We start from the raw sequence: 25,521 nt of genomic DNA, 5'->3' as shown, positions 1-25,521 counted from the left end.
GGCCTCGGTCAGCCCGGTTGTCGTTCAAATCCATCATCGCGCCACGCCTCGCTGCCGACACCGTGATGGATCACGAACAGACCCTGGGGATCGTAGCGACGCTTGGCGGCGAGCAGGCGGGGATAGTGCGGCCCCCAGAATGCCTGCTGCCAGTTCTTCTGGAAGTAATCACATTCGGAAACATAGGTCGGCGCATCCGGCACCAGCGTCGACAGCGCCTGGTACGCCCGCTGTACCCGCAACGCTCCCCGCCGCGCCTGCGTCGCATCGATCTCGCCGCCACTGCCGGGATAGACCGGGCCACCGGCATTGCCGATCAGCGCCAGCGCGAAGGCATCCAGCAGCGCCGGGTGGGTAGCCGTGTCGCGGCTGGCGGCGATCGCCGCCGCCGGTGCGCCGAACAGGCCCTTGTTGCAATGCAGCTCCACGTCCATATGCGCAACCGCCGCACACAGCGCTGCCGCAGCGCGGTCGCGTTGGCTGTCATCGAGCAGCGATGCCGGCATCCAGGCCGAGGCGTAGCCATGCAGGTACCAGCCCACCTGGCTCTGGTCGCCCTTCCACAGCATGTGCGTGGCAGGCGCACCCGCGCGGGTGTCTTCGGCGATGAACTGCGGTGCGTGCTCACGGAAGAAGTCGGCGTCCCACATATGCCGCGCCGGCAGTGCCAACGCCTGCAGCGGTTCGCGCACGGTGTAGTCCAGGCGCGCCTGCAGCCAGGCCATGAACGGCGCCCAGGTCGCGGCGGCGGCGTCGCGGCTGAGGCCCTGGAACACCATCGACACGCGCAGGGTGCGCTCGCCGCGGAAGCTGATCTGCTCGCCCCAGTGCGGGTTGCACAGCGCGTCGCGATAGAAGCGCAGCACTTCCGCCACCAGCGTCTGCCATGCCGCATCGTTGGCGGCTTGAACCGTCAGCGTGACCCCGCCGAAGGTCTCCGGCAGCGCATGGGTACGCAGGGTGATCCGCGTAACAACGCCGAAACTGCCCGCGCAACCGCCTTTCAACGCCCAGAACAGTTCCGGGTCGTTGTCGGCGTTGACCACGCGCAGCTGCCCGTCGGCTGTGACCAGTTCGGCTTCCAGCAGCTGCGAGGCGGCGCTGCCGAAGGCTTTGGAAAAGCTGCCGAAGCCACCGCCGGTGACCAGCCCGGTCACGCCCACCGAGGTGCAGCCGCCGCCCTGCACGTAGCGCCCGCCCTGCGTGGTGACCGCATGGTACGCGTCGATCCACATCGCCCCGGCACCGAGACTGACCGCCGGTTGCGCCGGGGTGCCCGGCCGGGCTTGCTGCGGCACGAACGCGTCATGCAGCTGCACCTGGTTCATCGCCCGGGTCCAGACCAACAGTGAGTCCGGCGCACACGACGTGCCGTGATAGCTGTGGCCGCCCCCCTTGACCACCAGTCGCAGCCGGTGTTCACGCGCGAAGTTGACCGCAGCGACCACGTCGGCGCTGTTGGCGGCCGCGACCACCTGGGCACTGGGTTGCGAGCGCCACGCCCCGAAGTAGCCGCTGGTCTGGGTCAGGGCGGGCTGGTCGCCGATGTAGAACGGGTTGCGGATCTGGGCCAGTGCCTCGGCCCTGCTCGCCGGGTCGGCCAGGAAGGGCGACTGCGGTACGGACAGGCGGCCGCCGACGGCGTGGGAGAGCTGTTCCCATTGGGTCGCAGCTGGCCACCCTGGCGTACCAGGACGGATCCGGCCCAGCCCACCGCCGGTGGCCGCGCCGGCCTTCAGGGCCAGCGGCAGCAGGGGCAGGGCGAGGGTGGCTTTGAGGCAGTCACGGCGTTTCATCGGGAAGGCTCCTTGGCAGGGTTGGCAATGGATGCAACCGAGTGTCTGCCCGTCAGCCCACGCCGTCATTGGGTTGGGGGTGATTGTCGGGGTTGCAGGGACGAATGGCGGCGGTAGCGTGACCGCTGGTGCGGGGTGGTGAGTACGGGCGATTCACGCCGGGATCCCTGTATATTCCCCGCCTTGCCTGCTTTCAGATCTGGACCGCGTCATGAGTACAACCAAGAAACACTTCAAACATTGGGCTGAATCCGAGCTCGGCCAGGGCAACGTCCTGATTGAGGCGATCGGCGATGCGATCGTCCGGCAGGTGGAGATCTACGGCAGCGTGGTGGTCTGGGCCGATCGCAGCGGCCAGAGCGATGAGCGCTTCATGCTGGCCGACCAGCCGCTGTCCTGGCTGGACCTGGATTCGGACGACGGCATCACCGCCGCCGAGTTTGAAGCGGCCTGGAAACGTGCGAAGGCGGCCACTGCAGGCCAGTGACGTCGCGGGGCGCCATGGCAACCGGCACATGCCGGTATGAAGAGCCTGATGTATACGGTTGCCATGACGAAACTTCCCCGAAACGCGTGGTTGCGGACCTGTCCTTGGCGTAGCGCAGTGCTGCTGGTGTCTTCTGCCTGTGGGCCGGTGTGGGCATCGGCTGGCGTTCCGGATGAGCAGGCCGAACGCGAGGCGCGCATCGCCCGGGTCGAGCAGGGCCTGTCCACCCCGGTCGTGGTCAAGGGCGCGCCAGGCCAGAAGAGAACGCTGGCCGAGCGCATGGCCTTCCACCAGGTTCCGGCGGTCAGCATCGCGCTGATCAACCACGGGCGGGTGGAATGGGCACGGGCCTACGGCGTGCTGGATGCCAGCACCGGGCAGCCGGCCACCACCACCTCGCTGTTCCAGGCGGCCTCGGTGAGCAAGTCGCTCAGTGCGATGGGCGCGCTGCGGCTGGTCGAGCAGGGCCGCCTCTCGCTGGATGCCCCGGCCAACCGCCAGCTCACGGCCTGGAAGATTCCGGACAACGCCTTCACCCGGCAGCGCCCGGTCAGCCTGCGCATGCTGCTCAACCACAGTGCCGGCATGAATGTGCATGGCTTCTACGGCTATGCGCCGGGCCAGCCCCTGCCCACGTTGCTGCAGATCCTCGACGGCGCGCCACCGGCCAATTCGCCGGCGGTGCGTGTGGAGGCGCTGCCGGGTAGCGCATGGGTTTACTCCGGCGGCGGCTACAGCGTGGTCCAGCAGATGATGACCGAGGCCGGTGCAGAGCCGTTTCCGGTACTGATGCAGACCTTGGTGCTGGATCTGCTGGGGATGCAGCACAGCAGCTTCGCCTATCCCTTGCCTGCCGCCTGGCAGGCACAGGCGGCCAGCGCGCACGATGCCGACGGCCACCCCGACCCGGCCCGTTGGCAGGTTCATCCCGAGTCCGCTGCCGCCGGCTTGTGGACCACCCCGACCGACCTGGCCCAGCTGGTGATCGAGATCCAGAACGCCCGGAACGACAAGCCGGGCAAGGTGCTGTCGCCCGCCATGACCACCACGATGCTCACCCGCGGTCTGGGGGAGTATGGGTTGGGGCTGTATGTGGAGACGTTGGGCGAGGGCAGCAGCTTCAGCCACAGCGGCGGCACCCAGGGTTTCCGCGCCCAGTTCTATGGCTACACGCATACCGGGCAGGGCATCGCGGTGTTGACCAACAGCGACAACGGCGCGGCCCTGATCGAAGAGCTGCTGGTCAGCGTTGCCGCCGTGTATGGCTGGCCCGAGTTCGGCACGGTCGAGAAGGTGGCGCTACCGGCCGACGGGGCACGTAATCGTGCGGTTGCCGGTGATTACGTTCTGGTGGAGAAGCCCGCGCACCTGATCGCCGAAGGCGACCAGCTGTATTTCCAGAGTGACCTGTTCGGCGGGCAGCGCATGGAAGTGTTCGCCGAATCGGCGCAGCGTTTCTTCATGACCGCCCAGGACATGGCGTTGGAGATCGAACGTGACCGCACCGGTGAGGTGACCGGCTTTGTGCTGGTCCGGGGCACCAACCGCTATCCTGCGAAACGACGTGGGCCGACCCCGGACATCACGGAAGGATGACCGATGGCGATTGCCCTGATCACACTGTTGTTGCTGGAGGTAGTGTTGCTGCTGGCCTGGGTTCCGGCCTACTTCAGTCGCGGGCTCGTCGTGTTCAACCACCGCATCGGCGTGCTCGATGCGGCGCACATCCGCGTGCTTCCGAACGACCTGGAATGGAGGTTGGCCTCCCCACAGTGGTATCAGCTGCTGTTCCGCACGCTGCCGGATGGCCACATCGCATTCCGTGAGAGTTTCGGCCTGAGCTTTGCGCGGCGCTTCTTTCCGGTGATGCGCGGCCTGATCGAGGTACATCCGGGACGGCGCGAGGTACGCGTCGTGGGGCGCTGCAGCTGGAGCACGCTGTGCATCGGGCTGGGCATCTTCCCGGTCATCGCGCTACGGCCGGCCGCAGCCCCGCTGCTGCTGGTGCTGCCGCTGTTCGCGCTGAGCTATTGGCTCCAGCGCCGCCGTTACCTGGCGGTGGTGGCCGCGGTACGCGACCAGCTGGACCCGCGCGATTTCACACAGTCCAGCCACTTTCCTGCCCGGCCGGCAGGTGCATCAGCTGATCCAGCTGGCGCAGCGCCCGGTGCAGTTCCTGCCGGTTCGCCGCCGCCCCCAGTGAGATCCGCACCGCGTCGTTGACCCGTACTCCCTCCGGGGTGAACGCCGAGGACGGGGCGATGCCCAGGCCCTGCACGCGCGCGGCATGGGTCAGGCTGGCGTCGGTCCAATGGGTGGGCAGGCGGCACCAGGCGTGCACGCCGGCGCAGTGCTGCAGGAACCGGGGTGACAGCGCGGAGCGGGCCAGATAACGGCGCTCAGCGGCTTCTTCCCGCACCAGTCCGAGCAGGGCCGTGGCCGAGCCATCCAGGATCAGTTGCGTGACCAGCGCGTTCATCAGCGGCGGTGCCATCAGGTTGACCGCGCGCAGCGCCTCCAACAGTGGCTGGCGGTCCATGCCGTCGGGCAGGCAGACGAACCCGGTGTGCAGGCCGGGGCTGAGGCACTTGGACAAGGTGGAGATGTAGCAGGTGCGGGCCGGGGCGAGCAGGGCCAGTGGCGCGGGCGCATCGTCGAGCAGCAGCCAGTACGGGTCGTCCTCGATCACCTGCAGCTGCTGGCTGTGCAGCACCTCGGCCAGCGCCTGGCGCCGGGCCAGCGGCAAGGTGTGCGCGGTGGGGTTGCAGGCGGTCGGGTTGAGGTAGACCACGCGTGCGCCGGTGCGACGCGCCTGGCGACGCAGGTCGCCCGGACACATGCCGTGCGCGTCGGCCTGCACCACCTGCAGCCGGCGCTGCAGCACGCGCGCGGCATGCAGCAGGCCCGGGTACACCAGCGCGTCGCACAGAATGGTATCGCCGGCCCCGGTCATGGCCAGCAGCAACGCCGACAGCGCGGCCTGCGCGCCTTCGGTGACCACCAGCCGCGCGCTGTCCACGTTGCCCAGGATCGGTTTGAGCCACTGCTGGGCGGCGCGGTGATCGGCACTGCTGCCACCCCCGACGTGGTAGGTCATCAGGTTGGCCGCATCGCTGCGGCTGAGCACCGAGGACAGGCCACGGCGCAGCAGCTCGGCAACTTCGCCACCGCCGGGGCTGGGCGGCAGGTTCATGCTCAGGTCCACCCGCTGGGCCAGTTCCACCTGGGGCGGGGCGACGAAGGAACCGAGCGGGCCGCGTGCATCGATCAGGCCGCGCTTGCGTGCCTCGTTGAAGGCGCGGGTGATCGTGGTCAGGTCGACGCCGAGCTCGGCGGCCAAGGCGCGCTGTGCGGGCAGGCGCTGGCCGGGGCGCAGCGCGCCTGACCAGACCGCGCGTTCCAGCGCCTGCACGATGCGCAGGTAAACCGGCCCGTGGCCGTCGGCGATGAGAGTGTTCCACTGCATCGGCGCATCTTAGCGCCCGACGTGCGCGGGCCTGCGACAGTGTGTCGCATCATGTATGGATCATGTCGTTGCCTAACGTACGCGGCTGCGGCGGTCACCCCCCATGCATATCGGTCATGCAGGGGGGTGTCCGCCACTTTCATGATCCGGGCCGCCCGGCCCGGCACCGCGTTGGAAGGGCCGTAACGCATGATCTCAGCAACAACACACGCTCATCCGGCCACGCCGCCGGGCCGGGCCTCCGCCGGCCGCTGGCTCGGCCTGGCCGCACCGCTGCCACTGCTCACCGGGTGCAAAAACCTGGAGCTGTTCAATCCCATGGGCAGCATCGCCGAGCAGGAAATGCAGCTGATCCTGGTCTGCACCGGGCTGATGCTGCTGGTGGTGATCCCGGTGATTCTGCTCACGCTGTATTTCGCGTGGCGCTACCGCGAGTCCAACACCAAGGCCACGTATGCCCCGGACTGGTCGCATTCCACCGCCATCGAAGTGGTGGTGTGGACCATTCCGTGCCTGATCATCGTGGTGCTGGCCGTGCTGATCTGGAAGAGCACGCACGCGCTGGACCCCTACAAGCCGATCGCCTCGGACAAGGCGCCGCTGCGCGTGGAAGTGGTGGCGCTGAACTGGAAGTGGTTGTTCATCTACCCCGACCACAACGTGGCCACGGTCAATGAACTGGTGATGCCGGTGGATACGCCGGTGGCGTTCAAGCTGACCTCCGAGTCGATGATGAATGCCTTCTTCGTGCCGCAGCTGGGCAGCATGGTCTACACCATGGCCGGCATGCAGACCCGCCTGCACCTGATCGGCCATACCCCGGGCACCTACGCCGGGATGTCCTCGGCGTACAGCGGCTCGGGCTTCTCGGACATGAAGTTCGATGCGCGCGTGGTCACCGACGCCGACTTCCAGCAGTGGCTGCTGCAGGCCCGCGGGACCGGCGAGCATCTCGGCACCGCGCGTCTTGGCCAGCTCGAAGTGCCTACCCATGGTGCGCCGATGCAGCGCTTCAGCAGCGTCGACGCCGGCCTGTTCGCCAGCGTGGTCGCGCGCCACCACGGCATGCCCGAAGACGAAATCTGCCTGCCGGGCGAAGAACCCGGGGCGAAAACCCAACTCGTGAGCCTGGCCGCGCCTGCCAGCCGTACCGCGGAGAATTGACAGTGCTTGGAAAGTTGAACCTGGAAGCGATTCCCTACCACGACCCGATCATCATGTCGGCGCTGGTGGGCTCGCTGCTGCTGGGCGTGGCCATCATCGCGGCCATCACCTACTACAAGAAGTGGGGCTATATCTGGACCGAGTGGATCACCTCGGTGGACCACAAGAAAATCGGCGTGATGTACATCCTGCTGGCGCTGGTCATGCTGGTGCGCGGCTTTGCCGATGCGCTGATGATGCGCGCCCAGCAGGCCATCGCCGCCAATGATTCGGCCGGTTACCTGCCGCCGGAGCACTACGACCAGATCTTCACCGCGCACGGTGTGATCATGATCTTCTTCGTGGCCACACCGCTGATCGTGGGCCTGATGAACATCGTGGTGCCGCTGCAGGTCGGCGCGCGCGATGTGGCGTTCCCGTTCGTCAACTCGCTGAGCTTCTGGCTGTCGGCCGTGGGCGCGGTGCTGGTGATGCTGTCGATGTTTGTCGGCGATTTCGCCGCGACCGGCTGGGTGGCCTATCCGCCGCTGTCCGGGATCGAGTACAGCCCGACCGTGGGCGTGGACTACTACATCTGGTCATTGCAGGTCTCCGGTATCGGCACCACGCTGACCGGCCTGAACTTCATCGTCACCATCCTCAAGATGCGTGCGCCGGGCATGGACCTGATGAAGATGCCGGTGTTCACCTGGACCGCGCTGATCACCAACATCCTGATCGTGGCGATCTTCCCGGTGCTGACCGCGACCCTGGCGCTGCTGACCATGGACCGCTACTTCGGCATGCATTTCTTCACCAATGATGCCGGCGGCAACGCCATGATGTACGTCAACCTGATCTGGATCTGGGGCCACCCGGAAGTCTACGTGCTGATCCTGCCGTGCTTCGGCGCGTTCTCCGAGATCATCGCCACGTTCTCCGGCAAGCCGTTGTTCGGCTACCGCTCGATGGTGTATGCGACCTCGTCGATCGGCGTGCTGTCGTTCTTCGTGTGGCTGCACCACTTCTTCACCATGGGCTCGGGCGCCAACGTGAATGCCTTCTTCGGCATCATGACCTCGATCATCTCCATCCCGACCGGGGTGAAGCTGTTCAACTGGCTGTTCACCATGTACCGCGGCCGCATCCGCTACCACTCCTCGACGATGTGGACGATCGGCTTCATGGTCACCTTCGCCCTGGGTGGCATGACCGGCGTGATGCTGGCGATTCCGGGCGCGGACTTCGTGCTGCACAACAGCCTGTTCCTGATCGCGCACTTCCATAACGTGATCATCGGCGGCGTGGTGTTCGGTTGCCTGGCCGGCATCACCTTCTGGTTCCCGAAGGCGTTCGGCTTCACCCTCAACGAGCGCTGGGGCAAGATTTCGTTCTGGTGCTGGCTGGTCGGCTTCTACCTGGCCTTCATGCCGCTGTACGTGCTCGGCTTCAAGGGCATGACCCGGCGCATGAACCATTACGCCGTGGAAGGCTACCAGCCGTGGCTGATCGTGGCGGCCATCGGTGCGCTGGTGATCGCGGCCGGTATCGCGGCGATGTTCATCCAGTTCTACGTCAGCGTGCGCGACCGCAAGGCCAACATGGACCTCACCGGCGACCCGTGGAATGCCCGCAGCCTGGAATGGGCCACGTCCTCGCCGCCGCCGTTCTACAACTTCGCCAAGCTGCCCACCATCACCTCGCTGGAACAGCATTGGGACGACAAGAGCCACGGTCGCGCCTGGCAGCGCCAGGACGGCTACGAGGACATCCATATGCCGCGCAATACGGCGGCCGGCGTGGTGATCTCGGTGTTCAGCCTGCTGCTGTGCTTCGCCCTGGTCTGGCATATGTGGATCGCCGCGGCGATTGGTCTGGTCGGTGTGATCGCGACCTTCGTGCTGCGCTCCTATGACCGTGATGTGGATTACTACGTACCCGCCGCCGAGGTGAAGCGCATCGAAGACGCGCACTTCGCGCAGATGGAAGGAGCCCGCGCATGAGTGGCGATACCTTGACCCATGCCGCCGTGCACGGTCAGCACGACACGGCACATTCGGCACATGAGCACCACGACGACGGCAACAAGACCGTGGTCGGGTTCTGGATGTACCTGATGGGCGACTGCCTGATCTTCGCCGTGCTGTTTGCCACCTTCGGGGTGCTGCTCAACGGCACCGCCGATGGTCCCAGCGGCAAGGAGCTGTTCAAGCTGGGCTTCGTGCTGTCCGAGACGGTGGTGCTGCTGCTGAGCAGCTTCACCTTCGGCCTGGCCATGCTCGGCATGCAGGCCGGGCGACGCAACCAGGTGGTGGGCTGGCTGGCGATGACCGGCGTGCTCGGCGCGGTGTTCATCGGCATGGAGCTGTATGAGTTCGCCGAGCTGATCCATGAAGGGGCCACCCCGGATGTGAGCGCCTATCTGTCGGCGTACTTCACGCTGGTGGCCACCCACGGCCTGCACGTCACCTTCGGCCTGCTGTGGTTGGCCATCATGATCCACCAGGTGCTGAAGTTCGGCCTGGATGGCATCGTGCGCCGCCGCCTGGCCTGCCTGAGCCTGTTCTGGCACTTCCTGGACCTGATCTGGATCTGTGTGTTCACCTTCGTCTACCTGCGGGAGTTCGTATGAGCCCGAGTGCTTCTGATACCGCCCACGAGGGCGGCCACGCCACCTTGAAGGGCTACATCGTCGGCCTGCTGCTGTGCCTGGTCCTCACCGGCGCATCGTTCGGCGTGGTGATGAGCGATGTGGTGCCGCAGCCGCTGCGGCTGACCGCCATCGTGGTGCTGTGCGTGGTGCAGCTGGTGGCCCAGCTGGTGCTGTTCCTGCACATCGGGGCGGGGCGCAGCCAGCGTGAAAACACCGGCATCTTCCTGTGCACGGCGTTCCTGATCGCGATCGTGGTGGCTGGTTCGTTGTGGGTGATGCACAACGCGACCCTCAACATGATGCCGATGCAGCTATGAAGTCGGTCGTGCGTTCTGGCGGCCTCGGCAGCACCGCGTTGGGCCTGGTGCTTTCCGCCGCGCTGGGCGTTGGCGCGGCCGGAGCTGCACTGGCGGCCCCGGCTCCGACCAGCGTCGCGGTCGACACGCTGGTGGCCAGCGAGGCCTGGATCCGGCTGCCGCCTGCGGCGGCCACGGTGGCCGCAGGCTACGTGGAGCTGCACAACGGTGGGGCCGACGACCGCCTGGTGGCGGCCAGTGCGGTCGGCTTTGGCCAGGTGCAGATCCATGCGATGCGCATGGACGGCGAGGTGATGCGCATGCAGCACCTGGAGCAGGGCCTGGTGCTGCCGGGCGGAAAGACCACGGCGCTGCAGCCCGGTGGCTACCACCTGATGCTGATGCTGCCCAAGCGCCCGTTGCAGGCCGGCCAGCATGTGCGGGTCCGCCTGGTGTTTGCCCAGGCGGGCGAGCAGCAGGTGGATTTCGTGGTGCGTGACGGCATGCTCCGGCATGGAGCGGGGCGATGAAGCGCGCTGCGCTCACGGCCGCGCTGGCGCTGGCGTTGTTGGCAGGCTGCAGCAGCGGCCAGGCACCGGTGATGGGCCAGGCCGCGCTGGAGTCGGTGGCGCTGCGCAGCAGCGATGGTCGCAGCCTGTCGATCAGCAGCCTGCGCGGCCAGCCAGTGCTGCTGTTCTTCGGCTTCACCCATTGCCCGGAAGTGTGCCCGCTGAGCCTGGTCAAGGCGGTGCAGATCAAGCAGCGGCTCGGGCCGTTGGCCAACGACCTGCAGGTGGTCTTCGTGACCGTCGATCCGGCCCGCGATACCCCGGCGCACCTGCGCGAGTATCTGGCCGCGTTCGATCCGGCCTTCATCGGCCTGAGCGGCGACGAGGCCGGCACGCGCGCGGTGGCCGAGAGCCTGGGGGTGAGCTATCGCCGGGTCGGCGACGGCGACACCGCCACCTTCGAGCACACCGCGTCCTGGTTCCTGCTCGGGGCCGACGGCAAGCTGCAGGAGGTGCTGGCCTATGCGCTCAGCGATGCGGACATGGAAGCCAAGCTGCGCACCCGGTTGACGGCGCGCGGCGGGTGAGCGGCGCGTCGGCCGGGACGGGCGCCACGCCGCGTAGCGATGCGGTGCTGCTGCTGGCGTCGGCGGGCTGCGCGTTGACCGTGCTGGATACCAATGTGGTCGGCGTGGTGCTGCCGACCATCGCACGTGACCTGTCGGCGTCGTTCGCCGATATCGAATGGGTGGTCAGCGCCTACGTGCTGTGCTTCGCCTCGCTGCTGTTGCCGGCCGGCACCTTGGCCGACCGCATCGGTCGTCGTCGGCTGTACCGGTTGGGCCTGCTGTTGTTTGCGCTCACCTCGGTGGCGTGCGGCGTGGCGGCCAGCGCCAGCCTGCTGTACCTGGCGCGCGCCGGGCAGGGCGTCGCGGCCGCCTTGATGCTGGCCCCGGCGCTGTCGCTGATCGGCCATGCGCATCAAGGCGCGGCACAACGCGCGCGGGCGTGGGCGATCTGGGGCGCGATCATGGGCCTGACCATGGTGCTGGCACCGTTGATCGGTGCGGCCATCGCCACGTGGCTGGGCTGGCGCTGGGCCTTCCACATCAATCTTCCGTTGTGCCTGCTGTTGGCGGTACTGAGCGGCCGTTGGGTGCCGGAGTCGCGCGACCCGGTGCGCCGACGCATCGATGTGGCGGGCGTGTTGCTGTTCGCCGGCAGCATGCTGGGCTGGACCTGGGCACTGATCCGCGGGCCGGTGGCCGGGTGGAGCAGCAGCCAGGTATGGCCGGCGCTGCTCGCAGGCGCGGTATCGGCTGCGGCCTTCGTCGCGGTGGAGCAGCGCCGCGCGCAGCCGATGCTGGACCTGCGGCTGTTCCGCATTCCCGCGCTGGTCGGCGCGGTGATCGCGATGTTCGCGTACGCGGCGGCCATCCAGGTGATGGCCTCGCTGCTGCCCTTGCTGCTGCAGAACGCACGCGGCGACAGCGTGCTGCAGGCAGGCCTGCATATGCTGCCGTTCGCGATGGCGATGCTGCTGTTGCCCTTTCTTGGGCGGCGGCTGGGCACGCGCTGGCATTCCGGGCGCATCCTGGCGCTGGGGTTGGGCGTGGCGGTGCTGGGCAACCTCGGCATCGCGCTGGCACTGTGGCAGCACAGCCCGTTGGGCCTGCTGCTGGCGATGGCGGTGCTGGGCAGTGGCGGCGGGCTGCTCAATGGGGAAACCCAGAAGGCGATCATGAGTGTCATCCCGGCGGATCGCGCGGGCATGGCCTCGGGCATCAGCACCACCGCGCGCTTCTCCGGCATCCTGATCGGTTTTGCGACGCTGGGTGCGGTGCTGTCCAGCCATGTACGCAGTGCCGCCGATGCGGCCTTCGCCGCGGCAGGGCAGGTGGTGTCACCGGCGCTGATGGAACGGGTGGTGGTGGGCGAGTTGTCGGCCGACGGCGGCGGCCTGGGCAGCGCGGTGGCGTTGTTGGCGCGGCAGGCGTATGCAAACGGCGCGGCATATGCATTCGTGACGGCCGCCGGGATCGCGCTGCTGGCGATGTGCTCGACGTTGGTGTTGGTTCGCCGTTGACGCGTTCATGGCGCCTGAGCGGAGAGCAGCCATGCATGGCATGGCTCTACCAATGCCTCACACCCTGCGCGATACATCCACGATCCATTGGTGCCCCAGGCCCCATGCAATGTATCCACGATCCATAGGTAGAGCCACGCCATGCGTGGCTATCGCGGCGCAGCCGCGCAGATGCCTCACCGCGCGGCATGTTGGAACGAAGACATGTGGGCTGTGATCTCCCAGCAGGCTGCGGTGTAGCGCACGGTGTTGCCGTGGACGAACGGGGCAAAGTCTGCCAGCACCGCTTCACTTACCCGGGCCCGGGTCGTCGCATCCAGCGTGCTGTTGCGCAGCGCGCTGCCCACCGGGCCCAGCAATGCCGCGTAGGTCGGGAGATCGTCCCGCGCGATGTGGCACGCCACATCGATGGGGGTAAGGCTGATATCGCGCCAGCCGCTGTCCTGCAGAAGGCTCCGCACCCGATCCGCATCGGCAAACGCAAACTGACCCGGCGCGTCAGGGGCGCGGACCGGCAGCTCGAGCAAGCCTTCCGCGGCGCGTTCGGCGGCGGTCATGAACGGATTCTCCGCAGCGCTGCGCCAGGCCAGCAGCTGCACGCTGCCACCACCGCGCGTGGCCTGATGCAGGTTGCGGAACGCCTGCACCGGATCGGCGAAGAACATCACCCCGAAGCGTGACACGATCCTGTCGAAGGACCCGGCCGGAAAGGCGTGCTGCTGCGCGTCGGCCACCGTGAAGTCGATGCGGTCGGCCAGTGCTGCCCCGCGCTCGCGCGCCATTGCGATCATCGGCGCCGAAATATCCACGCCGGTGCAATGGCCGGTCGCGCCCAGCCGCGCAGCCAGCGCCAGGCTGACCGCACCGGTGCCGCAGCCGACATCGAGCACCTGCAGCGGCGCGTCGATCGGCACTGCGGTGGCCAGGCGCTCGGCCAGCGGCGCGAACATGCCGTCCAGGATCCGTTGCGCCTCCACCCAGACCTGTCCGGAGGGGCCGTTCCACAGGTCGGCCTGGGCCTGGTTGTCAGCGGAGGGGGTGGTCATGGCGGTCAGTTCCAAGCTTGCCAGCAAAGGCGTCAGTCTGCACTCTGCCACTTCAAGTGGACTTGAGGTCAAGCGGATGCGCGAACTGGATATCGCCGAGGTGGCCCGCCGCTCCGGGCTGGCCGCATCGGCGCTGCGCTACTACGAGCAGCGCGGGTTGATCGCATCGATCGGCCGCCACGGCCTGCGCCGGATATTCGCCGACAGCGTGCTGGAGCGGCTGGCGTTGATCACCCTGGGCCGCGCGGCAGGCCTGTCGCTGGACGATATCGTCGCGATGCTGCAGGCCGACGGCGGCACCCACATCGACCGCGCGCGGCTGCTGGCGCATGCCGACGCGCTGGATGCCAGCATCGCGCGCATGGTGACGATGCCCGATGGCCTGCGGCACGCGGCGGCCTGCCGGGCGGACAGCCACCTGCAGTGCAGCCGGTTCCGCGCCCTGCTGCGGCTGGCCTCACCCGCGGGCAGGTGAGGCTGCAACGTGGCACGCGGTGACCGGGCATGGTCGACCGCATCTGCATTCAGCATTACACTGGCGCGCTCGGACCGTCGCCATCACGCCCATCATTCCCGGTTCCGCGCTGGTCTGTGCATGTCCCCCAATGCTGTTGCCCTGGTCGAACTGCTGATTCGAGAGCGACCTGCCTTGTTCCGGTTCCTTGGCCGGTACCTGGATCTCCCGACCACTGAAGACACCCTGCAGAACCTGTATCTGAAGGCGAGCGCGGTGCCGGGCGATCCGCCGATCGAGGACACCCGCGGCTATCTGTACCGGATGGCCTACCACCACGCGCTCAACCGCCGCCAGGCCGACAGCCGCGAGCGCCACGTGCTGGCCGAGGTCGCACTGGCCACGGAGGGCGAGGGCGTGGATGGCGAACGCATCGCGCTGGCCCAGGCGCAGCTGCGCGAAATCACCCAGACCATTCTTGCGCTGCCCGAGGCGGTGCGCCGGGCGTTCGTGCTCAACCGCTACCTGGGCCTGTCCGAGCGTGAGATCGCGGTGCGCATGGGCATCTCCAAGAGCCTGGTCGGCAAGCACGTGCTGCGCGCGGCATTGCTGATCCAGCGGCAGCACGGCGGATGAACACAGCGCGCGCGTGCCGTGGGCAGATCGCCTTCTGGTTTGTCTGTATACCCGTAGCTGCCACGTGGCGGCAGAGCAGGCTGATGCCATGACCGACACTCCACCTCCCTCGCCACGCCAGCGCCGCCAGGCCCTGGAATGGTGGCTGGCCCAGGATGCCGCGGATTTCGATGGCGCCGCACAGCGCCGGCTGCAGGCATGGCTGAACGCCGACCCGCGCCACGCGGCGGCGTTCGAGCAGCAGCGCGTGCTGTGGCACCGCGTCGATGCGGCCGGCCCGGCCGTGCTGGCGGCGCTGCCCGGCATCCTCGAACCTTCGCCGATGGCGCGTGCCGTGCCACGCCGACAGCGTTGGCAACGGCGCTTGCTGGCCGCCGCGGCAGTGCTGGCACTGGCGGTGGGCCTGGGCCCGGGACTGCTGCTGGAACTGCGCAGCGACCTGCAGACCGGCCCTCTTCCGCGCACGGCGCAGCTGCCCGATGGCAGTACCGTGGTGATGGACGCCGACACCACGCTGGCCGTGGACTTCGTGCCCGGACGGCGCCAGGTGCGGGTGCTGCAGGGACGGGCGTGGTTCGATGTGGTGCACCAACCGGCAGCCTTCGTGGTCACGGCGGGCCACGCCGAAGTGGAAGATATCGGCACCGCGTTTTCAGTCGGCCTGGAGGGCGCCACGGTGCGTACCGCAGTGAGCAGCGGTGAGGTGGAAGTGCGTGCGGCCGGTGCAGCGCAACGCCTGCACGCCGGGCAGACGCTCACACTGGCGGCGGAGGGGGTGCCGATGGGCGCACCGGAGGCGCTGGACGTTGCGTCCATCGCGCCGTGGCGACGCGGCGAGCTGATTCTCGATGCGGTACCGGCGGCCGAGGCCGTTGCCGCCGTCGCCCGTTACCACGGCGCGTCGGTCTGGGTGGCCGGGCGAGCGCCGTCACGTACGCCGGTGTCGGCGATCGTGCAGATCGACCAACCCGAGCAGGCCATCGCCGCGATTGCCGAACAGGGCGGCCTGCAGCTGCAGCGCCTGCCCGGTGGTGCCCTGTTGCTGTGGTGAAACCAGGCGCGCCCACGGCCGATGCAGCGGGTTTGACATTGGTGTGGGCAGATTGCCCTTCCGTTTGTCTTTATTGACATAGCCAGAGCGAAACCCCGTTTTCTCCTCAAGCCACGCACGCCGCCGCTGCCCGATGCAGCCACGGCCACGTTTCCCTTGAGGAGTCACGCTAGATGTTGTCCGTTTCGGCTTCCCGGCAGCGCCGGCTGTTCACCGCGCTGCTGGCCAGCAGTATCGCCACCGCGCTGCTCGCCCTGGCCGCGGTGCCCGACGCACATGCCCAGACACCGGCGGCCACGGCCCGGTCCTTCGATATCCCGGCCCGGCCACTGGCCGAGGCGGTACGCCAGTTCGGCCGCGAGGCCGGGGTGCAGGTGGTGTTCCGCAGCGCGCTGGGCAGCCATCGCTCCTCGGCCGTCACTGGCCGCTTCGAGCCCGAGGCTGCACTGCACCAGCTGCTGCGCGGCACCGGCTTGAGCGCGCGGCAGGTGTCGCCCGGCACCTTTACGGTTGAAGCGGCGGCCAGCACCGCGCCCGATGTGGTGGTGACCGATACGCTGCGCGTTGGCGCCTCGGCGATCGATGCCGGCGGTGTCGCCCGCGACCTGCGTGGCTACGACGAGGTGTTCGAACTGGACCGCTCCACCGTGTATGCCGGGCGCGAGCGGGTGGAGCGCTACAAAGGCTCCAACCCGGCCGATCTGGTCAAGGACCTGGTCGGCGTGTTCAGTGGCGATGCGCGCAACAGCGGCGCACTGGACATCAACATCCGCGGCATCCAGGGGCCCGGCCGGGTGCCGGTCACCATCGATGGCACCGAGCAGGCGCTCACCGTGTGGCGCGGCTACAACGGCGTGGGTAACCGCAACTACATCGACCCCAACCTGATCGGTGGCATCCAGGTGATCAAGGGCCCGGGGCTGGTCCGCGATGTGCACACCGGCATCGGTGGGGCGATGGTGATCAAGACCCTGGATGCCGACGACGTGCTCGGCGAAGGCGAGCGCTTCGGCGGTGAGTTCAAGCTGGAAGGCAGCAGCAACGCGGTCGACCCGCGCGTGCCGCGCCTGCATACCGGCGAGGACTACCGCACGGTGGACGGCTTCCCGCAAACCTCACCGGCCTCGCCCTACACCGACAAGACGCTGCGCGTGAACCTGAAATCGCGCGGCCGCGAGGCCAATGTCTTCGCCGGTGAGGACTACGCCTACCGGCTGGCCCTGGCCGGGCGCAGCGACCGCTTCGACGTGATGGCTGCCTATGCATACCGCGAGCGCGGCAACTATTTCTCCGGTACCCACGGCGCGGGCTACTACCAGCAGGCCGGCGACCGCACGCTGGCCGAGGACTACATCCGCACCCTGGCGCTGGCGTTCAAGCCGGGCGATGAAGTGCCCAATACCTCCAGCCAGCAGGAATCCTGGCTGCTCAAGGGCACCTGGCATATCAGCGACGAACAGCTGCTGCGGCTGACCTGGCGCGACACGCTCTCGCACTATGGCGAGGTGATGCCGTCGCGGATCGACAGCAGCAGCGGCGCGGTGCAGTGGCCGCTCAGTCGCGTGGATGCCACCTCGTGGAACCTGGAATACAAGTGGCAGCCGGCCGACAGCCGCTGGGTGGACCTGTACGCCAACCTGTGGCGCACCGAAACGGTGAGCGACACCTACAGCGCCGGCGGCTTCCCCAACTTTGCCCAGGGCGACCCCCGCATCGATCCGGGCTGGAGCCCGATCCTGAAGAACACCGCGCTGGCCAATGCGCGCAACACCCGCAACGGCGCCACGCTGAGCAACCGCTTCCGCCTCACCGACCGCCTGGATCTGACCCTCGGCGGCAACGTGCAGCACGAAACGCTGCGGTCGGACGATGCCTACTTCGGCGTCTCCGACGGCTGGCGGATGTACCCGCGCGCAGGCCGCCGGCAGGAGCGCGAAGGCTATTTCAACGTGGAGTGGCGCCCGGTTGATTTCCTGACCCTCAACGCCGGCATGCGCTACAGCAGCTACTGGGCCTTCGATGATTTCCTGGACCAGCATCCGCAGCTGCAGACCACCACCGTGGGCGCCTGGGAAGCGCGCTACCGGGTCAACGAGCCGGTCACGCTGGCCGAGCTGCAGCCGCAGATCGATGCGGTCGAAGCCGGCCGCGCGTTCTTCGAAAGCATCGGCCTGGGCTTCCTGGTGGACAGCCAGGTGCAGGCCCTGCGCGCCCAGATCGGCACTCCGCGCGCGGTCGACAAGACCACGCCGTGGCTGCCGGACGCATCGGGCAACTATTCGCGCGCCGGCAACCCCTGCCTCAACGGCGACATCGCCGGTATGCCCGGGGTGCTGCCGTTGTTCGCCGATGCCAGCACGGTGTGCGCGATCAACAGCGCCAGCACCGGCACTCGGGTGGAGGGCAGCAACCCACGCCACCGCGATCACGCCTGGTTGCCGACGCTGTCAGCCACTGTGCATTTCAGTCCATTCAACCGGCTGTATGTCCGTTACGCCGAAGCCAAGCGCTTCCCGAGCATGTTCGAGAGCACCATCGCCTTCTCGGGTAGCTTCAACCCGCTGTATCCGCTCAAGCCCGAGCACGCCTACAACCTGGAAGTGGCGTACGTGCACAACCTCGCACCGCTGCTCCAGGGCGGCACCACGGCCGACGTCAAGCTCGGCTACTTCGTGCACAAGACCCGCGATGTGATCGAGCGCGACAACCTGTTCCTGTTCAACAACCTGGACAAGCAGACCATCCGCGGCCTGGAGTTCCAGGGCCGCTTCGACAGCGGCCGCTTCTTCTCCGACCTGGGCATCACCCGCACATTGGACAACGAGGTGTGCGATGAGAGCACCGCGGTGATGCTGGACCGCAACCAGGGCCAGGTGCCGAACTGCGTGCAGGACGGCTTCCTCGGCGGTTACCTGATCACCCAGGCGGTGCCGCGGTTGTCGATCACCGCTTCGCTCGGCGCACGGTTGTTCGACCGGCGGCTGGAACTGGGCAGCCGGGTGGTGCACTACCGTCGCCATGACAATCCCGACCTGGACGCCTATCGCGCCCAGAAGGAAGAACGCCCGGGCCTGCTCTGGATCAACGTGCCGTTCACCTGGGGAACCATCACCACGGTGGACGCCTATGCATCGTGGAAGCTCAGCGCCAACGCCACGCTCGACCTGGTCGGCAGCAACCTCACCAACCGCTACTACGTGGACCCGGCCACGCGCTCGGCGATGGCCGCGCCGGGACGCACCTGGAAGCTGGGGTTCACCGCGCGGTTCTGAAGTCCATCCCTCACTTCCTGCCGGAGGCCCTGCCATGAGCCCTTGATCCACCGCTATGCCGGAACTGTGTGCATCACTCAACGAATCCATTTCAAAGGTAATGTCATGAACATCCGCATCTCCCTCTCCCTGCTGGCCGTGGCCAGCCTCGCCGTGCTCGCCGGCAACGCCCAGGCCGCCGACATCGTCGGCGCCAACAGCCCGTCCACCAGCCCGGACTTCAACATCGCCGTGGGTGCTTCCCAGGTCCAGGCCGGTCCGCACAGCCGCGACAAGGCCGGTATCGGCGTGTCCACCGTGTCGGGCGGGCTCAAGGTCGACTTCGCCGGGCTCAGCGCCTATTCGGGCAAGACCACCATCGGCAGCACCGTCGTGCAGACCTTGAACGTGCCGATCACCGGTGCGCCGGGCAGCCATAGCGGCATGGGCTACTTCAGCTTCGTCAAGGTCGGTTCGGGCGATGTGTGGTTCGGTGAATGGTCCAAGGATGGGGCCAGCAACTTCAGCAACCGCCAGGTCTATTTCGTCGGTGACCGCACCGGCACCACGCTGCCCTCGGGCACGGCCACCTACACCGTGGCGGGCCTCAACAAGTTCAGCGGCGCCAACCTGCTGACCGGTGCGTTCAGCGCCAACTTCGGCACCGGCACCCTGATTGGCGGCCTGAGCGGCAATGGCCTGAACCTGGGCGTGTCGGCGCTGATCAATGCCAGCACCGCCGGTTTTGCCGGTACCGCCACCGCCAACGGCGCCACCGGTACTACCCAGGGCCAGTTCTTCGGCGCCAATGCCGCGTCGCTGGCCGGTATCGCCACCTTCGCCGGCAACAGCCAGTACGACACCGCCTTTGGTGGCAACAAGAACTGATGACCGCTCCGGTGTAAGCCACCGGCGTCGTCATTGATGGATCGGGCAAGGACAAGCCGCCAATCGCCAGTCCTTGCCACACCCCTCCTGCTGGAACTCCGGATGCGTTTTACTTTTTCCACCCGCCTGTTGGCGGGCTGTGTGCTGGTGTTGGGATGGGGCATGGTCGCGCCATTGCGCGCCCAGGAACGCGATGACCTGCGCCGGGTGCTGGAGCAGGATGTACAGCTGCGCCGCCATGCGCGCGAGCAACAACTGCTGGCCGAAGGCGGCGAGGGCACGCGCCCGACCATCACCGTCGATGGCCAGACCTATACGGTGGAGCACACCGCCAACGATGTCGGCCAGGCCTTGTACCTGTCGTTGCAGCACCAGCAATGGGCCGCCGCACAGCATTTCCTGACCGAATACCTGACCCTCGACGACCGCGATCCGCTGCTGGTGCATTACGCCCAGGGCGGCCTGGCCCGGGTTGCCGGCCACTATGCGGAGGCCGCGGCGTCCTATCGCGCCTTGCTGGAGATACAACCGGATTTCCTGCCGGCGCGGCTGGAGCTGGCGCGGGTGTTGTTTGAAGACCAGCAGGATCGCGAGGCGGAGACCCTGTTTGCCGCGATCGAGGCCGGTATCGATGCCGGCGATGAACGCACCGAAGGCGTGCGTCGCAGCGTGCAGACCTATCGCCAGGCGCTGCACAACCGCGCCGCGTGGAAGGGCAGCCTCGCGCTGGGCCCGACCTGGAGTGACAACATCAACCGCACCTCGGCCAGCCGCACCTGCCTGTTTGCCGACGGCAATGGCACCTGTTTCATCGAACGCCAGTTGCCCGCCGCGATCCGTGCGCAGGGCCTGGACTACGATGCGAGCCTCGAGCGACGCTGGGCGCTGCGCGGCCACCATGGCCTGTACCTGCGTGGGCTGGCCTACGGCCAGGCCTTTCGTGACCATGCCGAATACAACGAAGCCAACCTCAACGCACAGGCAGGCTACAGCTGGCGCAGTGGGCGTCACACGATCGCGCTGGCGCCGTCATTCGACTACCAGGCACTGGGCAACCGCGCCTTGTTCGGTGCGTGGGGCGCGCATGGCGAATGGAGCTGGACGGTATCGCCGCGCCAGTTGCTGAAGCTGGAGGCGGACTGGAAACTGCCGCGCTATCGCCGCATTGCCTACGCCAACCAGTACGACGGCAGCAGTCGCGCGCTTTACGCCACCTGGTTCCAGGGCCTGGGCCCGCGCTGGACGCTGTTCGGTGGGCTGGACGTACTGGACAGCAACGCGCGCGAACCGACCAACGCCTATCGCCAGTACGGCGTGCGGCTGGGCGCGGTGCGCCAATGGCAGGGCGTCAGTGCGACGGTGTTTACCGTCTTGCGCCATCGAGACTACGACGCCTACAGCCCCTTGCTGGAAGCCACCCGGCGCGATGACGAACAAAGCTGGATCGCGGTGCTCAAGGCCGAGCGCTTCGCCCTGGCCGGCCTGGTGCCGAGTGTGACGCTGCGTTACAACCAGGTCGACAGCAGCGTGGGCTGGCTGTACGGCTACGACCGCAGCCAGGTCAGCCTGAAACTGGAGCGGCCGTTCTGAAACGGCTGTTCTGACGGGGGCGAGTGCGGTGGGGGTGGGGAACGCCCCCACCGCACGTGTCATTCCCTCAGAAGCGGTACTTCGCGCCCAGCGACACGAACGTGCCGCGCAGGTTGTACTGGGTGATGTCGAATCCATTGGAACCCCCGGCCGGATCGAACGGCGGGTCCTTGTCGGTCAGGTTCTGCACCGACAGCGACAACGTCGTCTTCGGCAGGCCGCTGTAGGCCACGTACAAATCCAGCTGGTGGTAGGCCTTGATGCGGTCGTTCAGGCCGGGATTGCTGGTCGAAGTGGCCACCCGCTGATCGTAGCCGGCCACGTACTGCAGGCTCAGCGTGCTCTGCCAGTCGCCCAGCGCCCAGTTCAACGAGGTGGTGCCGCGGGTGCGCGGCAACGCACCCAACTGATTGTTGCCGGCCCCTTCGTAGGCGGCCTGTCCGGCCACCAGCGGCTGTTTGAAGCTGAGCAGATGGCTCCAGCTGCCGGCCAGTGTCAGCGCGCCCCAGCCGTCGGTGCGGAAGGTGCGGCTCACATCCAGGTCGATGCCCGAGGTAGTCAGCTCGCCCTGGTTGGCGTACTGGTTGGTGATGATCTGGATGCGGCCCTGCGCATCGCGTTGCACGCGGCCCGGGAACAGGCCCGGATTGTTGACGATGAACTGGGCGTTGTCCGGCTTGATCAGGTTGTCCTGTTCGATCCGGTACACATCCACGCCGATGCTGGTGTCGGCATCGGGTGCCCACACCGCGCCGATGTTGACGTTCTTCGACCGCTCCGCTTCCAGGTCCGGGTTGCCGGTGCGCAGGTTGGTCACGCCGCGGCTGCCGCCCGGCGTCAACGGATCGAACGGGTCCACCACCGAGCCGTAGCTGATGGTCTGGCCCTGCGCGATTTCCGGCAGCGACGGCGCACGGAACCCGCGCGAGAACGAGCCGCGCAGCAGCAGTGAATCCAGCGGCTGCCAGCGCAGCGCCACTTTGGGCGAGAGCGCATTGCCGAAGTCGTCGTAGTGATCACCGCGCCCGGCCAGTTGCAGCTCCAGGGTGCGATGCAGCGGCACGCTGAACTCGGCATAGGCGGCACTGACCTGGCGCTCACCGTCCACGATGTTGATCGCCGGGCGCAGCTCGGTACCCGACAACACCTGTGCACTGGTGCGTGCATCCAGCGACTCCCGGCGGACTTCGGCACCCCAGGCAAAGCCGACCGGTCCGGCCGGCAGGTCCAGGAACGATGTGGAGGCCTTGATGCTGGCCGCATCCAACTGATACCAGCCCGGTCGCTTGGTCTGCAGCCGCAGCGCTTCCAGCGCGCCCGGAGTGCTGGACGGGTTGACGAAGTTGTAGCTGCCATCGCGCAGGATCTGCTCGAACGCATAGCGGTTGATGAAGTTGTCCACGTACTCGCGCTGCTCGCTCTGCGAGGTCTCCGCGGCCAGTTCCCAATCCCAGCGTGCGGTCTTGCCGCGCGCACCGGCCAGCACCCGGTAGAACACCTGGGTGTTGTCCTTCAGGCGCGGGCCGATGTCGGAGAAGCTGTACTCGAACGGCAGCGGTGCGCCGGTGGTGTTGTTGGGGTGGCCCACCGGCAGTACCGCCGGAATGTCGACCAGGGTGCCGGTGGCCGGGTTATAGGCGCGCAGGCCGGGGCCGACGGTAAGCGGTGCACTGAAGATCTGGTCGGCCTGGTTGTGGCTGTACAGCACATCGGCAAACAGCTCCAGCGCATCGCCGAAGCGGCGGGTTGCACTCAACGACGCCTGCAGGCGCTCCGCACCGGGCTGCAGGGTCTTGAACGGCTGCGCGTTGAACGCGCACGCGTTGCCGGGCAGGGCGCTGCCGAAATCGTTGTAGGGCCGCAGCTCGCTGCCGCTCGGGCAGGGCGCGAAGGGGGTCGGCTGGCGCGGGTTGGCCAGCCAGTTGCCGCCGGCCGTGGACCAGCCGGCCAGGCGCCCACCGGCCCGGTCACGGAAATCGCCGCTGCGGGTGTAGCGGCGTTCGTCGGCATCCAGGCGGTCGCGCTTGAGCAGGTCCAGCCCGAACAGCACGTTCCAGCCGTCGGTTTCCAGGTTGCCCACGCCCCACAGCAGGTTGGCCTTCTTCTCGTCCAGCCCGCCCTGGGTGGCAGTGCCGAAGGCACCGCCGACCTCCAGCCCCTCGAAGTTGCGCCGCAGGATGATGTTGATCACCCCGGCGATCGCATCCGAGCCATACACCGCCGAGGCGCCGTCCTTGAGCACTTCGATGCGTTCCACCGCGCTGATCGGCAGTGCGTTGAGGTCGACAAAGGTGTCCTGGGTGTTCAGGGCGAAGCCGAAGTTGGCCACGCGATAGCCGTTGACCAGCACCAGCGTGTTCTTCGGGCTGAGCCCGCGCAGGCCGATCGAGGCCGAGCCGGCGGCGAAGCTGCCGGTGTACTGCTCGTCGTAACTGTTGCCGGCATTGGCCGACAGCGAGCGCAGCACATCGGTCAGGGTCGACTTGCCGGTCTGCTCGATCTGCTCGCGTGTGACCACCTGCACCGGGTTGGGGCCGGCGGTATCGGTGCGTTTGATGTTCGAGCCGGTCACCACCACGGTCTGCAGGGTGGTGCTGTCGGCGGACGGTGCCGTGTCGGCGAAGGCGGGTGCGGCAATCACCAGCGCGATGGCGCTGGTCAAAACAGTAAAGCGCAGCATGGGGCAGTCACATCAGGTGGGCGGGCCAGTAGTCCATGGCCGTCGCAGCGTGCCCAATGGCCTTCCTTCATCCATTCATAACGAATGGAACTGAATAGGCAATTTTGCGAGGAATTTCGCCTTAGCCGCCCCAGCCGGCGAACGTATCCACCAACAGCTTCACGTTGAGCACCAGGATGATCGCGGCGATCACCCACGACAGCGCGATCAACCAGCGCGGCGCGACCAGCGCACCCATCTTGGCCTTGTCCGACACGAAGCGCACCAGCGGGACCACCGCGAACGGCAACTGCATCGACAGCAGCACCTGGCTGAGCACCAGCAGCCGCGCGGTGCCTTGTTCGCCGTAGATGGCGGTGACGATCAGCACCGGCACGATCGCGATGCCCCGGGTGATCAGGCGGCGTGCCCACGGCGCGATGCGCAGGCGCAGAAAGCCCTCCATCACGATCTGCCCGGCCAAGGTGGCGGTGACCGTGGAATTGATGCCCGAGGCGAGCAGCGCCACCGCGAACAGGGTGGAGGCCAGGCCGACGCCGAGCATCGGCGCCAACAGCTCGTAGGCCTGTTCGATCTCCTGCACGTCGGTGCGGCCATGCGCATGGAACACCGCCGCGGCCAGGATCAGGATCGAGGCATTGATGAACAACGCCAGCATCAGCGCGATGGTGCTGTCGGTGACTGCCCAGCGCAGCGCGCTGCGGCGGCCGGCATCGGTGCGCGGGTAGGCGCGGGTCTGCACGATGGACGAATGCAGGTACAGGTTGTGCGGCATCACGGTGGCGCCGATGATGCCGATCGCCAGGTACAGCGCATGCGGGTTGGTGACCACCTCGGCACGCGGGATGAAGCCACCCAGCACTGCCTGCAGCGGCGGCGCGGCCAGTGCGATCTGCACCGCGAAGCAGCCGAAGATCACCAGCAGCAGCGCGATCACGAACGCTTCCAACGCGCGGAAGCCGCGGTGCATCAGGAACAGCACCAGCACCACGTCCACCGCGGTGATCACTGCGCCGGCCAATAGCGGAATGCCGAACAGCAGTTTCAGTGCGATCGCCGTGCCGATCACCTCGGCCAGGTCGCAGGCGATGATCGCGATCTCGCACAGCAGCCACAGGCCCAGGTTGACCGGGCGCGAGTAGTGATCGCGACAGGCCTGCGCGAGGTCGCGGCCGGTGGCGATGCCCAGCCGCGCCGACAGCCCCTGCAGCACGATGGCCATCAGGTTGGAGAGCAGAATCACCGACAGCAGCAGGTAGCCGAACTGCGCGCCACCGGCGATGTCGGTGGCCCAGTTGCCCGGGTCCATGTAGCCCACCGAGACCATGTAGCCCGGGCCAAGGAAGGCCAGCAGCCGGAACCACCAGTGGCCGCCACTGGGCACCGCGACGCTGGCATTCATCTCGCCCAGACTGGGGCGGTGCCCGGTTGCAGAGGGCCAGGCGGGGCTGGCAGGGGGTTGGCGTTCAATGTCCACGGCCGCAATATA

The 25,521-nt window shown here is 67.4% G+C and carries 20 protein-coding genes; 15 read left to right on the top strand and 5 right to left on the bottom strand.

From position 1 onward, the window contains the following. Positions 1–8: 8 nt before the first annotated feature. Entirely contained in the window at positions 9–1,796 is a 1,788-nt protein-coding gene (locus tag AC3IPM_RS10735) for an FAD-binding oxidoreductase (protein WP_489299836.1), read from the bottom strand. A gap of 211 nt (positions 1,797–2,007) precedes the next feature. On the opposite strand from AC3IPM_RS10735, the gene AC3IPM_RS10730 reads away from it, so the two are divergent. After that, positions 2,008–2,283 (top strand): hypothetical protein, encoded by a 276-nt coding sequence (locus AC3IPM_RS10730; RefSeq protein WP_489299835.1) that lies wholly within the window; start codon positions 2,008–2,010, stop codon positions 2,281–2,283. A 126-nt stretch (positions 2,284–2,409) separates the two neighbouring features. After that, the gene (locus tag AC3IPM_RS10725) at positions 2,410–3,879 is read left to right on the top strand and encodes a serine hydrolase domain-containing protein (RefSeq protein WP_489299834.1); all 1,470 of its coding nucleotides are present in this window, start codon (positions 2,410–2,412) and stop codon (positions 3,877–3,879) included. Between the two features lie 502 nt (positions 3,880–4,381). Here the strand turns inward: AC3IPM_RS10725 and AC3IPM_RS10720 are convergent. After that, positions 4,382–5,749 (bottom strand): aminotransferase-like domain-containing protein, encoded by a 1,368-nt coding sequence (locus AC3IPM_RS10720; RefSeq protein ID WP_489299833.1) that lies wholly within the window; start codon positions 5,747–5,749, stop codon positions 4,382–4,384. Positions 5,750–5,938: 189 nt separating this feature from the next. On the opposite strand from AC3IPM_RS10720, the gene cyoA reads away from it, so the two are divergent. From cyoA to AC3IPM_RS10685, 7 genes are read left to right on the top strand one after another with little or no spacing between them, the layout of a single operon-like run. Further along, on the top strand, positions 5,939–6,913 hold the full coding sequence (gene cyoA / locus AC3IPM_RS10715; protein WP_489299832.1) for a ubiquinol oxidase subunit II: 975 nt from the start codon (positions 5,939–5,941) through the stop codon (positions 6,911–6,913). 2 nt (positions 6,914–6,915) lie between these two features. Beyond that, the gene (gene cyoB, locus AC3IPM_RS10710) at positions 6,916–8,895 is read left to right on the top strand and encodes a cytochrome o ubiquinol oxidase subunit I (RefSeq protein ID WP_489299831.1); all 1,980 of its coding nucleotides are present in this window, start codon (positions 6,916–6,918) and stop codon (positions 8,893–8,895) included. Further along, positions 8,892–9,524: a cytochrome o ubiquinol oxidase subunit III gene (gene cyoC / locus AC3IPM_RS10705; protein ID WP_489299830.1), complete on the top strand. Its 633-nt coding sequence runs from the start codon at positions 8,892–8,894 to the stop codon at positions 9,522–9,524. Before cyoB ends, cyoC begins: the two co-directional genes overlap by 4 nt. Further along, positions 9,521–9,862: a cytochrome o ubiquinol oxidase subunit IV gene (gene cyoD / locus AC3IPM_RS10700; RefSeq protein ID WP_489299829.1), complete on the top strand. Its 342-nt coding sequence runs from the start codon at positions 9,521–9,523 to the stop codon at positions 9,860–9,862. The genes cyoC and cyoD overlap by 4 nt, the downstream gene beginning before the upstream one ends. Next, complete coding sequence (locus tag AC3IPM_RS10695) at positions 9,859–10,371, top strand: copper chaperone PCu(A)C (RefSeq protein WP_489299828.1); 513 nt, start codon at positions 9,859–9,861, stop codon at positions 10,369–10,371. Before cyoD ends, AC3IPM_RS10695 begins: the two co-directional genes overlap by 4 nt. Then, positions 10,368–10,937: an SCO family protein gene (locus tag AC3IPM_RS10690; protein ID WP_489299827.1), complete on the top strand. Its 570-nt coding sequence runs from the start codon at positions 10,368–10,370 to the stop codon at positions 10,935–10,937. Before AC3IPM_RS10695 ends, AC3IPM_RS10690 begins: the two co-directional genes overlap by 4 nt. Next, positions 10,934–12,436, top strand: coding sequence for an MFS transporter (locus tag AC3IPM_RS10685; protein ID WP_489299826.1), 1,503 nt, complete (start codon positions 10,934–10,936; stop codon positions 12,434–12,436). Before AC3IPM_RS10690 ends, AC3IPM_RS10685 begins: the two co-directional genes overlap by 4 nt. 176 nt (positions 12,437–12,612) lie before the next feature. Here the strand turns inward: AC3IPM_RS10685 and AC3IPM_RS10680 are convergent, their stop codons facing one another. Continuing rightward, on the bottom strand, positions 12,613–13,482 hold the full coding sequence (locus AC3IPM_RS10680) for a class I SAM-dependent methyltransferase (RefSeq protein ID WP_489299825.1): 870 nt from the start codon (positions 13,480–13,482) through the stop codon (positions 12,613–12,615). A gap of 76 nt (positions 13,483–13,558) precedes the next feature. Here AC3IPM_RS10680 and AC3IPM_RS10675 point away from each other — a divergent pair, with 76 nt between their 5' ends. The 6 genes from AC3IPM_RS10675 (at position 13,559) to AC3IPM_RS10650 (ending at position 21,352) form a co-directional block, all read left to right on the top strand. Further along, the gene (locus AC3IPM_RS10675) at positions 13,559–13,957 is read left to right on the top strand and encodes a helix-turn-helix domain-containing protein (protein WP_489299824.1); all 399 of its coding nucleotides are present in this window, start codon (positions 13,559–13,561) and stop codon (positions 13,955–13,957) included. Positions 13,958–14,077: 120 nt separating this feature from the next. After that, positions 14,078–14,572 carry an RNA polymerase sigma factor gene (locus AC3IPM_RS10670; protein WP_489299823.1) on the top strand — a complete coding sequence of 165 codons (495 nt, stop codon included), beginning with the start codon at positions 14,078–14,080 and terminating at the stop codon, positions 14,570–14,572. Positions 14,573–14,660: 88 nt separating this feature from the next. Beyond that, entirely contained in the window at positions 14,661–15,623 is a 963-nt protein-coding gene (locus tag AC3IPM_RS10665) for a FecR family protein (RefSeq protein WP_489299822.1), read from the top strand. 176 nt (positions 15,624–15,799) lie between these two features. Beyond that, positions 15,800–18,895, top strand: coding sequence for a TonB-dependent receptor (locus AC3IPM_RS10660; protein WP_489304104.1), 3,096 nt, complete (start codon positions 15,800–15,802; stop codon positions 18,893–18,895). A gap of 105 nt (positions 18,896–19,000) precedes the next feature. Beyond that, positions 19,001–19,762 carry a Slam-dependent surface lipoprotein gene (locus AC3IPM_RS10655; RefSeq protein WP_489299821.1) on the top strand — a complete coding sequence of 254 codons (762 nt, stop codon included), beginning with the start codon at positions 19,001–19,003 and terminating at the stop codon, positions 19,760–19,762. Between the two features lie 102 nt (positions 19,763–19,864). Further along, on the top strand, positions 19,865–21,352 hold the full coding sequence (locus AC3IPM_RS10650) for a surface lipoprotein assembly modifier (protein WP_489299820.1): 1,488 nt from the start codon (positions 19,865–19,867) through the stop codon (positions 21,350–21,352). Positions 21,353–21,419: 67 nt separating this feature from the next. Here the strand turns inward: AC3IPM_RS10650 and AC3IPM_RS10645 are convergent, their stop codons facing one another. Beyond that, positions 21,420–24,032: a TonB-dependent receptor plug domain-containing protein gene (locus AC3IPM_RS10645; protein ID WP_489299819.1), complete on the bottom strand. Its 2,613-nt coding sequence runs from the start codon at positions 24,030–24,032 to the stop codon at positions 21,420–21,422. 121 nt (positions 24,033–24,153) lie between these two features. After that, on the bottom strand, positions 24,154–25,503 hold the full coding sequence (locus AC3IPM_RS10640) for an Nramp family divalent metal transporter (protein WP_489304102.1): 1,350 nt from the start codon (positions 25,501–25,503) through the stop codon (positions 24,154–24,156). Between the last annotated feature and the right edge of the window lie 18 nt (positions 25,504–25,521).

Source organism: Stenotrophomonas sp. GL_111, from assembly GCF_057835245.1.
The sequence above is the reverse complement of the archived record's forward strand: the minus strand, read 5'-3'. Positions and strand labels throughout refer to the sequence as shown.

Coding starts and splice junctions, on each gene's coding strand:
- AC3IPM_RS10695 (WP_489299828.1), top strand. CDS start 9,859: ATGAAGTCGGTCGTGCGTTCTGGCGGCCTCGGCAGCACCGCGTTGGGC.
- cyoD (WP_489299829.1), top strand. CDS start 9,521: ATGAGCCCGAGTGCTTCTGATACCGCCCACGAGGGCGGCCACGCCACC.
- AC3IPM_RS10670 (WP_489299823.1), top strand. CDS start 14,078: ATGTCCCCCAATGCTGTTGCCCTGGTCGAACTGCTGATTCGAGAGCGA.
- AC3IPM_RS10665 (WP_489299822.1), top strand. CDS start 14,661: ATGACCGACACTCCACCTCCCTCGCCACGCCAGCGCCGCCAGGCCCTG.
- AC3IPM_RS10655 (WP_489299821.1), top strand. CDS start 19,001: ATGAACATCCGCATCTCCCTCTCCCTGCTGGCCGTGGCCAGCCTCGCC.
- AC3IPM_RS10735 (WP_489299836.1), bottom strand. CDS start 1,796: ATGAAACGCCGTGACTGCCTCAAAGCCACCCTCGCCCTGCCCCTGCTG.
- cyoC (WP_489299830.1), top strand. CDS start 8,892: ATGAGTGGCGATACCTTGACCCATGCCGCCGTGCACGGTCAGCACGAC.
- cyoA (WP_489299832.1), top strand. CDS start 5,939: ATGATCTCAGCAACAACACACGCTCATCCGGCCACGCCGCCGGGCCGG.
- AC3IPM_RS10730 (WP_489299835.1), top strand. CDS start 2,008: ATGAGTACAACCAAGAAACACTTCAAACATTGGGCTGAATCCGAGCTC.
- AC3IPM_RS10650 (WP_489299820.1), top strand. CDS start 19,865: ATGCGTTTTACTTTTTCCACCCGCCTGTTGGCGGGCTGTGTGCTGGTG.
- AC3IPM_RS10645 (WP_489299819.1), bottom strand. CDS start 24,032: ATGCTGCGCTTTACTGTTTTGACCAGCGCCATCGCGCTGGTGATTGCC.
- AC3IPM_RS10680 (WP_489299825.1), bottom strand. CDS start 13,482: ATGACCACCCCCTCCGCTGACAACCAGGCCCAGGCCGACCTGTGGAAC.
- AC3IPM_RS10720 (WP_489299833.1), bottom strand. CDS start 5,749: ATGCAGTGGAACACTCTCATCGCCGACGGCCACGGGCCGGTTTACCTG.
- AC3IPM_RS10675 (WP_489299824.1), top strand. CDS start 13,559: ATGCGCGAACTGGATATCGCCGAGGTGGCCCGCCGCTCCGGGCTGGCC.
- AC3IPM_RS10690 (WP_489299827.1), top strand. CDS start 10,368: ATGAAGCGCGCTGCGCTCACGGCCGCGCTGGCGCTGGCGTTGTTGGCA.